8 protein-coding genes and 2 tRNA genes are annotated in these 12,109 nt (G+C 41.0%); 3 read left to right on the top strand and 7 right to left on the bottom strand.

The window, feature by feature from the left end; translation table 11 throughout:
- Window positions 1-121 precede the first annotated feature (121 nt).
- Window positions 122-1,540 carry an adenosylhomocysteinase gene (ahcY, locus tag KSX81_RS13965; RefSeq protein ID WP_004302401.1) on the bottom strand — a complete coding sequence of 473 codons (1,419 nt, stop codon included), beginning with the start codon at window positions 1,538-1,540 and terminating at the stop codon, window positions 122-124.
- 183 nt (window positions 1,541-1,723) lie between these two features.
- On the opposite strand from ahcY, the gene KSX81_RS13960 reads away from it, so the two are divergent.
- Window positions 1,724-2,926 carry a PAS domain-containing protein gene (locus tag KSX81_RS13960; RefSeq protein ID WP_004323123.1) on the top strand — a complete coding sequence of 401 codons (1,203 nt, stop codon included), beginning with the start codon at window positions 1,724-1,726 and terminating at the stop codon, window positions 2,924-2,926.
- 141 nt (window positions 2,927-3,067) lie between these two features.
- On the opposite strand, the gene KSX81_RS13955 is transcribed toward KSX81_RS13960, so the two are convergent.
- Window positions 3,068-4,756 (bottom strand): S41 family peptidase, encoded by a 1,689-nt coding sequence (locus KSX81_RS13955; RefSeq protein WP_004296429.1) that lies wholly within the window; start codon window positions 4,754-4,756, stop codon window positions 3,068-3,070.
- Window positions 4,757-4,801: 45 nt separating this feature from the next.
- Window positions 4,802-5,791, bottom strand: a complete 990-nt coding sequence (locus KSX81_RS13950; protein ID WP_004296430.1) for an adenosine kinase — start codon at window positions 5,789-5,791, stop codon at window positions 4,802-4,804.
- Window positions 5,792-5,868: 77 nt separating this feature from the next.
- Here KSX81_RS13950 and KSX81_RS13945 point away from each other — a divergent pair.
- Window positions 5,869-5,942 (top strand) — tRNA-Asn (locus KSX81_RS13945).
- Between the two features lie 28 nt (window positions 5,943-5,970).
- A tRNA-Asn gene (locus KSX81_RS13940) sits at window positions 5,971-6,044 on the top strand.
- Between the two features lie 1,963 nt (window positions 6,045-8,007).
- Here the strand turns inward: KSX81_RS13940 and KSX81_RS13935 are convergent.
- The 4 genes from KSX81_RS13935 to KSX81_RS13920 form a co-directional block, all read right to left on the bottom strand.
- Complete coding sequence (locus KSX81_RS13935; protein WP_004296434.1) at window positions 8,008-8,712, bottom strand: ComF family protein; 705 nt, start codon at window positions 8,710-8,712, stop codon at window positions 8,008-8,010.
- A gap of 30 nt (window positions 8,713-8,742) precedes the next feature.
- On the bottom strand, window positions 8,743-9,546 hold the full coding sequence (locus KSX81_RS13930) for an inositol monophosphatase family protein (protein ID WP_004296435.1): 804 nt from the start codon (window positions 9,544-9,546) through the stop codon (window positions 8,743-8,745).
- Window positions 9,547-9,786: 240 nt separating this feature from the next.
- Window positions 9,787-11,316, bottom strand: a complete 1,530-nt coding sequence (locus KSX81_RS13925; RefSeq protein ID WP_217725528.1) for a hypothetical protein — start codon at window positions 11,314-11,316, stop codon at window positions 9,787-9,789.
- Between the two features lie 13 nt (window positions 11,317-11,329).
- The gene (locus tag KSX81_RS13920) at window positions 11,330-12,109 is read right to left on the bottom strand and encodes a hypothetical protein (protein WP_217725527.1); all 780 of its coding nucleotides are present in this window, start codon (window positions 12,107-12,109) and stop codon (window positions 11,330-11,332) included.

Genomic DNA, 12,109 nt, shown 5'->3' with positions numbered 1-12,109 from the left:
GAAGTTTGAATATAAAAATAAATACGACCGGACAATCTAACATTTACAATTGATAACAGTGGAATATCGATCTCCCTTATTTATCAATCGTAAATGGTAAATCGTCTAATCGTAAATCAAATTAGTATCTATAATGATCTGCTTTATAAGGTCCATCCACCGATACACCAATATAAGCGGCCTGTTCGGGAGTCAGCTTAGTCAGTTTCACACCGATCTTTTCAAGATGCAGGCGAGCCACTTCCTCGTCCAGATGCTTCGGCAAGCGATATACATTGATATCATATTTCTTGTTGAACAGTTCTATCTGCGCCAATGTCTGATTGGTAAATGAATTACTCATCACGAATGACGGGTGTCCTGTTGCACATCCCAGATTTACCAGACGACCGTCGGCCAACAAGATAATGCTATGTCCATCCGGGAAATAATAACGGTCTACTTGTGGTTTGATGTTCACACATTTGATGCCCGGATAATGTTTCAAAGCATCTACCTGAATTTCATTATCGAAATGGCCGATGTTGCAAACGATAGCCTGGTCTTTCATTTTCTCCATGTGGTCGATACGGATAATATCGATATTACCTGTCGTAGTCACAAAGATGTTACCTTCCAGACAAGCCTCTTCCATCGTCACTACTTCGAAACCTTCCATTGCAGCCTGCAGTGCACAGATCGGGTCTACCTCCGTCACGAGCACCCGCGCTCCATAAGAACGCATGGAGTGAGAACAGCCTTTACCCACATCACCATAACCGCATACCACTACTACTTTTCCGGCAATCATCACATCTGTTGCACGCTTGATTCCGTCGGCCAACGATTCGCGGCAACCGTACAGATTATCAAACTTAGATTTCGTTACCGAGTCGTTTACATTGAATGCCGGGAACAGCAATTTGCCTTCTTCCTGCATCTGATACAAACGGTGTACGCCTGTCGTAGTCTCTTCAGATACGCCACGCACTTCTTCCGCTACGCGATGCCAGCGAGTACTGTCTTCTGCCAACACTTTCTTCAAGATAGCATTCAGTTCTATTTCATCCTCCGCGTGTACTTCCTTATCCAATACGGCAGCATTATTTTCAGCATCATAACCCACGTGGATCATCATTGTCGCGTCACCACCATCATCTACAATCACATTCGGTCCCTTGCCGCCGTCAAAGCTCAATGCCTGCAACGTGCACCACCAATAATCGGCAAGAGTCTCGCCCTTCCATGCAAATACCGGTACACCGGCAGCAGCTATCGCAGCAGCAGCATGATCCTGCGTTGAATATATATTACAAGAGCACCAACGTACTTCAGCTCCTAAAGCCACTAATGTTTCAATCAGCACAGCCGTTTGAATGGTCATGTGCAACGACCCCATAATGCGGGCACCTTTTAACGGTTTGGATTCTCCATACTTTTCGCGAAGAGCCATCAGGCCGGGCATTTCTTTTTCTGCCAAATCGATTTCCTTGCGTCCGAAATCAGCAAGTGTAATATCTGCCACCTTATAGGGCAGAGTAGAGAATAATTCTGTAGACATATTGTAAATCATTTATATATAATGGATGCAAAGATAGAACATTCTGATTAGTAGGGCAAAAGCTATCCGTTTTTTTTATATTATAATAACTAGGGAGGCTGTCAGCATCTCGGAATATTGTTTTATATTTGCAACAGATAAAACAACTTCTACAACATTCTAATGAATAATAACGAATCTTCTATGAGAAATTACGAAAACAAAACAAAGGAAGATCTTTTGGAAATAATCGAACAATTAGAGAAGAAAATAGATTTTCTTTCCTCTCATTCTTCTTCTGATTCTTCCTCTCCTTCCAAAGAACGTTTTCGTGATAAATATAGTACCCGGATACTGGATGCTCTTCCTGACATGCTCACCGTCTTCGACCATGACGCCAATATCATAGAGCTTGCTTCTTCTCCGGCAACTAATCACGTAGAAGGTATCAGCCCCAACAATATCACTACCACTAACGTAAAAGACATTCTGCCCAAAGAAGCTTATGAAAGTGTCCGCAAGAATATGGATAAGGTGATTCTCACAGGAGAAAGTTCAACAGCCAGACACGATCTTATGTTGGATGGTGTTTTACATCACTACGAAAACCGTATCTTTCCTTTGGATAAAGAGTATCTGTTGTGTATGTGCCGTGATATATCCCAACAATGGGAGGCGGAACAGACGAATGCCCAGCAACAGAAAGAACTAAAGGCTGCCAGAATCAAAGCGGAAGAGTCGGACCGGCTGAAATCTGCTTTTCTGGCAAACATGAGTCATGAAATACGTACCCCACTCAATGCCATTGTAGGATTCTCCAAACTAATCACTTACGCAACATCTGCAGAAGAGAAGAATCAATATTCGGAAATCATCGAACGAAATTCGGAAATGCTGCTGAATCTATTCAATGATATTCTGGATCTAGCATCACTTGAAGCTGATTCTCTAAAATTCAATATCCGCCCGATCAAATTAATAGATATCTGCCTGCAGCTGGAACAACAATTCTGTCATAAGACGCAAAACGGTGTCAAACTTATTTTGGACGACGTAAATACGGACATGTATACTTCGGGAGACTGGAATCGCATCATACAAATTATAAGTAACTTGCTTAGTAACGCTACGAAGTTTACCCCGAAAGGAGAAATTCATTTCGGCTATCGGGAAAAGGAGGATTTTGTAGAGTTCTACGTTAAAGATAGCGGCATCGGCATTCCGGCAGCAAGAATTGCCACAATTTTCCGGCGCTTTGGAAAGGTCAACGATTTTGTTCAGGGAACAGGATTGGGATTAACTCTTTGCAGAATGTTAGTAGAGAAGATGGGTGGACGTATCTGGTTGCGCTCTCAGGAAGGCCAGGGAAGCAGATTCTATTTTACCCTGCCTTTGGTTCGTCAATAAAGATCGATTAAGGACACAAATATCAGTGTCCGGGCATGACCTTACAGGACTTTTACAATTAAATATAGATATACAGAAAACGCGGCTTGTTGGTAACAAAACCGCGTTTTCCGCATATATCTATGTTTGAAATATATTTATTTATTCCTTAGCAGCCGGAGCACTAAGCATTTCTTTATATTTCACCGGATCATTCAGAATTTTCATCGCTTCCTTCAAACCGTCATCATCCTTCAACTGCTGGATGATATTACCACGTTGGTAATAGTAACGCTTGATAATTTCAGTAGCAATCATCTTCTTTATATCAGATGAGAAATAATCCAAGTCGCGATCAAGATCATGGTTCAACTTCTTTTCAAGTGCTTTGAACTCCTCTGAAGCATCATCCATATACCCTTCAAACTCGGCAGCTTCTTTCAACGTTTTCAGAATTTTCTCGCTTTGCTGGTCATATTTGAAGTCGGCTTTCTTCACCAACGCTTTAAAATCATTATAATCGGCATCTGTCACCTCAAACTCCTCCGGAGCAACGATGGTAGGATGTTTCAAACAATACTGCGTTGCATAATCGAAAATCAGATTATCGCGTACCAGATAGAAGAGGATATTCGGTAATTTCTCCTGTTTGATAACAATATCCGGCATTACACCACCTCCGTCGCGTACTTCACGTCCGGCAGCCGTATGGAATACCTTAGTCAAACTATCAGGAATGGTTCCTACACTTCCATCTTCATTACGATGCTTGTAGTCAATAGCCTGTACACAACGGCCACTTGGAATATAATATTTAGAGGTAGTCACTTTCATCGTTCCGCCATAAGGCAAAGAGCGGGGAACCTGTACCAGTCCTTTTCCGAAGGTACGGTTACCAACTATAACGGCACGGTCGAGATCCTGCAGAGAACCTGATAAGATTTCGGAAGCAGAAGCGGTTCCACTATTTACCAATACCGCAATCGGAATATCCAAGTCCAACGGCTCGCGCAATGTCTTATAAGTGTTACTAGCTTGTTTGATTTTCCCTTTGGTCGTTACAATCACCTTTCCACGCGGCAAGAAATAATTCGCAATTTCTACTGCTTCATCCAGCAATCCACCGCCATTACTACGGAGGTCTATCACCAACGAAGTAGCTCCCTGTTTCTTCAAATCCAGAAATGCTTTCTTAAACTCTTTGGAAGGGTTGCCGGAAAAAGTGCTAAGGCTAATGTAACCTACATTATTATCCAATACGGCAGTATAAGGAATCGCCGGATTCTGAATAGACTCACGTACAATCGTGAACTCCATCGGCGTACGTCCACCTTTCTCATTCGGGCGCTCAATCTTTAGCTTAAAACTGGTACCTGCCTGTCCGCGTAACATCTGGCTGACTTCCGCATTATTCTTACCGGCAAGATCCTGTCCGTCAATCTCCATCAGTATATCTCCCGCTTTCAGACCGGCTTTTGCAGCAGGCGTTCCCTCAAAAGGTTCAGAAATCATCGAACGTTTTAGTTTCGTATTATAAGCAATGTAAGAACCCATCCCACCAAATGATCCTTTAATCATCTGCTCCAGTTCACTCTGATCTTCTTCCGGGAAATATTCCGTATAAGGATCCAGCGTATAAAGCATATTATCGATTCCTTCCCGAATCGTTTTATTCGGATCAATGGTATCTACATAGAACATATCCAGTTCTTTCACAATCGCATTAAATATATCCAGATTCTTTGCAATCTGGAAATTACGGTCGTCTCCACTCTTGAAACTAAAGAAAGCAACTGTGGCTATCACCGCTACTGCAACAATAGCTATCTGCCTGTTCAGCAATTTTTTCATACCTCTTTCAATCTAAATGAGTCGTAAAAGTAGCTCAATCCTTTGTTATTCCGCCAGAATCCTGTTAATATTTAACTTAATTTCATCCCAGCGTTCCTGTGGTATCGTTGTTCCGATTACCTGAATAACATTTCCCGAGAGAATAGAACCTATTTTTGCACATTTATCCAACGAATATCCGCAAGTCAATCCGTATAAGAATCCGGAAGCAAAATAATCACCGGCACCGGTAGTATCTACCACTTTTTGAACCGAAATGGCCGAAACCTTTATTTCTTCTGTCCCTTTGCGGATATAAGAACCCTTTGCCCCGACTTTTACGATAGCAATACTGCATTTCTTGGCAATCACTCTCAAAGCTTCCTCCGGCTCCTTGCCGGTAAAGGCTTTCGCTTCCTCTTCGTTTGCAAAGACAATGTCGACATATTTGTTTATTAACAAGGTGAAGAATTCCAGATCATTAGCCACAATGTTATAACTAGCCATATCGAGACAAATCTGCAAACCGGCTTCTTTAGCCAGTTCAATGGCGTGAAGAATCATTTCGTGGTCCTGAACAAGATAGCCTTCTATAAATAGGTACGCGTAACCTTTAAACATATCCAAGGTCAGTTCCTCTGCTCTCAAAGAAGCCGCTGCTCCCAGATAGGTTCCGAAAGTGCGCTCTCCATCCGGTGAAATAAAAGTGGATGCCACACCGGAAGGCAGTCGATCCGAGGTCAATAATTTGTCTTCAATCTTATTTTTCTGCAGATTTTCACGAAAAAATTCTCCATAATTATCATTTCCCACTTTTCCGATAAACCCTGTTCCAGCACCCAAACAAGCCAGTCCGAGGATGGCATTTCCTGCTGATCCGCCTGTTGCCAAGTGAGTTTTCATCTGTGAAAATTTTGTGTTAATCTGCTGTAACTTAGCGTCATCGATGAGCTGCATGCTTCCTTTGGGTAAACCCATTTCATCCAAAAGAGTATCATCCTTCAGGGTTGCGAGTACGTCTACCAGGGCGTTGCCCAATCCTATTATTTTGTCCATTCCTAATATTTTTTTTGCAAAGATATTGCATATTTCAAAAAAACCTAGTACTTTTGCATCGCAATTGAGAAAAACATTCTTCCTTAGCTCAGTCGGTTAGAGCATCTGACTGTTAATCAGAGGGTCCTTGGTTCAAGTCCAAGAGGAAGAGCAAAGTTGAAAATCTTGATTGCAAACATTCTTCCTTAGCTCAGTCGGTTAGAGCATCTGACTGTTAATCAGAGGGTCCTTGGTTCAAGTCCAAGAGGAAGAGCAAAAAAGAAGCCACCTAGAAGGGTGGCTTTTCTATTTATTCACCTTTCTTATCATCCAAAGGACTAATAATATATCTTGTGGGATTTGGCTCAGAACAACCATATCTCTAAAAGTAGGTACATCATATCGGTACAAAAAGGAATTAAATAGTGATTAACCGGTGTGGTATTGAATCACAACAGAATCGAATAAATTCTCTTATTGGATATTTATTTTCCATTTTTCCATGTCCCCCTTCATCTTTTCTCTGTCTCTCCGATAAACAAGGAATTTGCGGGTGAAGGGTAACAACTTCACCATCTCTTCTCCTGTAGCGATTAGTTTCAAAAATTGTTTTAAGGCTTGAAACAATCCGTTTCACACCGAGAAACATCTAGTTTCAAATAGGGTTGAAACTAATTACAAAATAGCTTTACTAATCTTGCTCAATGGTGGAATCTGAAAGTAGCAATTTGACTTGATTCACGATGAAGAGAAGGTGAAGGGGCGGCTATTCACCTGCAAACTCCTTGTTTATCGGCAATACAGAAGAAAAGTAAAGGAGCTGGAAGAATTGAACATGTTATAGAAAAGAGCATCGAATTGTTCAAAACCCATATGGAATGAGTCGAATCGTCTATTCATAGGAAATGATTTTAATTGGGCATTTCTATTTATCCGTTTGCCTATCCAGATTCGTTCCACTTGCTATTTTTATTTCGTTCCACTATAGTGTTCTTTACGGGAAACTATAGTAGAACGTAAGGGACACTATAGTTACTTTTGCGTTCCATTATAGTGGGACGAAGTAAAAGTAGCTAATTGAGATAATCTGACTAGGCAATAAAGATAATTTGTTTGGGCAATTAAAAAAGTCTTATTGGCACACCTAACGGAGATACGGTGGCGAGGCATGCATCCGTTTAGCTCAAAACTGTGCAGGAACGAACTTTTTTGGTATAGGCTGCCCTGAAGCACATTACCCAAACTTTTAAACTGTTCCCCGATTTTTCGGACTAATCTAAAATTTATCCCCGCTGATTTGCTACTACTCCAAAGACAGCGGTTCAGTTTGAAAACGGCGGCTTAGTCTGAATATTGGGGATTTGGGGATCAGTTTGAGAACAAAGACGAAAGAATAAGGGGAACCTCCCGGATAAATCCATTAGTCCCCCTCTGATACTGGTCGTACCTCATCGTTTCTTGATAAAGGCAAGTAGTTACACATAAATGTAATGTTTTCGACCTTTTAGCCGTCAGACACCACTCTGTCCCATTTGACTTGCCTTTAAAGTTTAAATAACATTAAATCTTGGCGAAAAATAGCAAACCACAACCAACTGGCTGCTATGGATTCGCCGTGACACTTCATTTGTTTAATGAAAAAATAGACGAGGCAGTCCTACCGTTTGGATATAAACCACCTCGTCTTGGGGTCTTAGCCGAACCTGTTTATTTCTCTATCTTCATTCATTTCAAATCGGTTTATATACATGAAAGAAGGAAAGAATACCATAAGAGATGTCCAGCCAGAGATTTCTTGATTGTATGGCAATGCAGCCAAGAGGGGGATTCTCAAGCAAATCACACGATTGCTTTGAGGAGAAAGCGGGCATATCTTTTTTGTTCTTTCCATTTATAACAAATGATGGTTTGCGCCCTATTACAAACCCTATATATACAAAAAAAGCGGTAGGGCATTTGCCTATCCGCAAGCGAGGGAGTCGAAGCCCTATGTGCACAAACAGGAAACACCCCCCGCATATCGCAAGGAGCATTTTACTGTTTCATGTGCACATTTGAATTTTCGACTTTTCGCTTGCACAGAAATCAGCTAAACGCTTTTTTTCTTCAAAAACATAAAAACATGTCGATCTACGACAGTGCAAATATAAGAAATTATTAATTCATTCGGTTCTCAATCTCGTTTTTTTTATAAAAAGTCATCTTTGAGAAGCCCTTTATACATTCTTGAAACAAATTTAAGCCGTTGCCAACGTCAATATACTAATCCGTATTCCTTCCACATTCACTAGGCAGGAAGCACATGCCAGAGTAGTAGAACCAGTGGTCAACACATCATCAACTATCAGTATGTGTTTCCCTGCAAGTGTTTCGGGATGCTGAAGCTCGAAGATACCTTCCACATTATCCCGACGTTCAAACACAGATTTACGCGTTTGCGTTTCCGTATTTTTCTTACGTAATATTGATTCTGTATCGATGGGGATTCCTGTTACAGCAGCAATACCACGGGCAATCCACTCACTCTGATTATAACCACGGATTTGCTGTTTTTTCTTATGAAGCGGTATGGGGATTATCACATCAATTCCCTGAAAAAAATTGGAAGACAAAAGTTCGGCAGCCATATACCGCCCCATAATTGCACCTATTTCCTTTTGTCCACCATATTTCAACCGATGAAGAATCAACCGGAAGTCGCTTCCTTTCTCATAAAAGAAAAAAGAAGTAGCCCGTTCCAAAGGGATTTGTCCCCAGAAGAGCCGTTCTACCGGATTATCTTTTCGAAGATGATAATTAGTACGGGGTAGATTGATATTACATACTGTACAGATACATTCTTCACCCTTTGCTAACGGCCGGCCGCAAACAACGCAGCAATGGGGAAATAGCAAAGATAAGAAAGAACTAAGCCAGTCTTTGATAAGAAGTGTGTGTTTCATAATAATAGCAATTTGAAGTTACAATAGCACCTACATATTCAATGGAGGGACTTCTGCCAGGAGCTTCTGAAAGAAAGGATGAAGATTCCCGTTCGTTGCGATAATATGATGTCCTTCTATGAAATGATCCTCACCATAAAAGTCAGTCACCTTTCCTCCCGCCTCCTGAACAATCAGTGCCGCTGCAGAATAATCCCATTTTCCGAGAAATGCTTCCATCCATGCATCAAAACGTCCAATAGCCACATAGCAGATTGCGGCAGCAGCCGAGCCATTCATTCGAATACCACCCACTACTCCATAAAGCTGATCGATGAGATGAAGAGCGGTCTGTTTATATTGCAGATGATTATAAGGCAATTCTGTAATGACGAATGCATCTTTGATGTTTTCAACGTTCGACACATGAATTTCTTCGCCATTCATAAACGCTTTTCCGCCTTTCCAGGCATAAAAACATTCATCCCGGCAAACCTCATAAACGACGCCTAAAAGAAGTTCGGTACGGCTACGTAAAGCGATGGACACACAATAAGGAGCCTCATCATGAATATAATTCGTGGTTCCATCCAAGGGGTCAATCACCCAACAGTAGGGTTCATCCTGATAAGTGGCAGAGCCTTCTTCTGTAATGAATCCCGCTTCAGGCAATAAAGCAGTAAGGGCTTTCACCACTCGCACTTCAGATTCTTTATCCACATAAGACACATAATCGTGTGCATGTTTTTCCACCACACGCTCACGACGGAAGTTCTTTCGTTCTTCTTTCAAAAAACATCCAACTTCGGTAGCAATCCGGCATACATCAGTTGTAAGCTGCTTCAAATCTAACATTTATTATTCAAATTAAAAAGTGCTTCGAAGTTATAGCTTTTCCGGCAAAAAGCATAAAGGAAAATAATATTTTCGTGTTTGATACGCAAATTAATGAGATAACATCAAAACTATTATAACCAATATTTAAAGAAACATCTAAAAACAAGGCCGGCTCATTTTCTTTTATGAGCCGACCTTTCTTTACTTTTACATCAAAATATAAATGTATTGTTCTTTATTCCTTAATTTATAATAACCTTACTTTTGAACCACAATTTTCAACTTACAGGTACGTCCGTAAAGTAATGCCACACCGTCATAGGTGAGTCCGGTTATGCCAGCTCCCGAGTAGGCTGGCCCCTGGCTTCCTACCACTCCTGTAGGAGTAGCTATTTTACATCCTCCGGCAACTAACGCATCGGTATCATTTGCGGCTTCAATGACATGAATGACACCATATTTGCCCGCCGCAGTAACAAAGGCAATATAAGAACCGTCTTTTATCTGCAAACTACAAGGATCATTCGGATATCCATCAGACGCATTGACTCTTTGCATTAACATATCGGCACCTCCTTTAGCTATACTTTCCAATACATTCAACGCCTCAAAAGTCTTGACGTCCGAAGCCGCGTTCGCCATCATCACATCAATACCAAGATCAGTAACCTTATCATCAGGTATAAGAGTAAACAACGTTTTGTTGGTAGCAACACCTGCCGGTTTGATCCAGTCATTCACATCATAAGCTCTCCCTATCGGCCCTCCATTAATTCTTGACGCACTGACATAAGAGAAACCTCTGTTTTTAACGGCAACAAAGCTCGGATTTCTCCATATATTGATGAAAGCAAAGTCTACGCTATTTGCCTTTGAGCCATATCCTTTAATTTCCTTCAAGCTTAATACATGTTTCTGCACACCCCGTATCATTATTCCCTCTATGGAGAAAATATAAGGTTGATCCGGTTCTGTTGAATGTTCCCATTCAGGTGCCATTTCGATATCGTTGAAAACAAGCGCAACATTATTGTCAACACCCTCAAGACCTTCGACATTGATAATCTTTTCCTCTTTCAACCCTTCTATATCTTCCACCACGATCTTGATTCCATTGGTCTCTTTATTGTCTACGACAGTTTTCAGGATAAATTCCATTTCCAACGGATTGCCTGATACCGGAATAGTCGTATATTCCTTCAGGTCACCCAGTACTTTATTACACAACGTATGTTTTATAGACTTAATGCCCACAGCTGAACGAATCACTACAGACAGAGAAACCTCTTCATCGGGTACTAAAACAGGGAAATCTGATGGTTCGGTAAATATCTGGGATGGAAGTTTGGTTATCTTTTTAATAGGTATTACCTTTTGTGCCGTTTTTGTCAAAACGTCCGTTGATGTTACCAGTATCCCGGCTGCTTCACGCGTATTGACCTTGACATTCAAGTCAAATTCAAGTGTCATATCAGTTTGCAAGGTATCTATCTTTAAACGTTGACGTTCAGTCGCGTTTATCTCTTCATATTCTCCATTTTCATCCATCTTCAACAAGGTAGCATATATACTGTGTATACCCACAGCAGAGAAACTTCTGGCAGATACAGTCACCGTCGAGTTATACTCCACCACATCTATTTCAGAAGGAGAAGTGAGCTCTACAGTAGGTGGCGGATATGCGTTGTCGTCCGAATAATCGGACTCACTATCACTACAATTTGTCAACAACAAACCCCATGGAAGGGCAAGTATCAGGATCATTATATTTTTGATATATTGCTTCATGACCGTTCATTTTTTATTTTAAAGATTCAATTTGTAATTGAAAACAATGTAAATCTCCGCTTACACTTGTTTCGGTTCCCCCCCTAAAAACCCATTTGTGTGAAGTCAGGACAAATATACAATACTCGGAGTCTCTATTTCTATTTTCCACTTCTACAAAAGAATAGGTATCAGAAGTTAAGTTAGAAGTAATTGCCGACTCAAGATTAGGCAATAACGCACGTTTAACAGTGCCTACCAGAACCGTCTGTTCGTTTACCTTTTTCTTGAAAACGTCGACAGCCGGAGCTATCAGGTCTTCACTATTTAATGATACAGAACAGAAGAGCATATCTATTCCGTTCACTGCTTCTGTTTTTGTTTCAAGATATCTGCAATCGTTTTTTACTACATATTGTGTCATCTCGGAAATAGTAGAAGGAAAAAGAACCGTACTACCGATTATCTTTTTCTCTCCGTTACTATAGCTGACAGGTACAAACACCGGCACTTTCTTGCTCTCTCTAGCAGTCTCCGTACCCGTATTTATGATTGCTGTTTGCCCATAGACAGCGTTCGTCCTGTCCAGCAATGCCACTGAATGAACAGTGTTTCTGATAGATGACGCCACCTCTTTATAACTGCAAGAGCTAAATAAATTTTGCTCTGACAAGTGCGCATAAACCAATACGTTAGTTGTTCTGAACCGGTTCCATTCCGGAATTTCTTCTCCCTTATTATCCTCATCACTACACGAAACGAACAGGCAAGAGATGACACATATAAATAGCAGATATAGATAGTTTGATTTCAT

It is taken from the genome of Bacteroides sp. MSK.18.37 (assembly GCF_019129155.2).
GTDB classification, from domain to species: domain Bacteria; phylum Bacteroidota; class Bacteroidia; order Bacteroidales; family Bacteroidaceae; genus Bacteroides; species Bacteroides ovatus.
The sequence above is the reverse complement of the archived record's forward strand: the minus strand, read 5'-3'. Positions and strand labels throughout refer to the sequence as shown.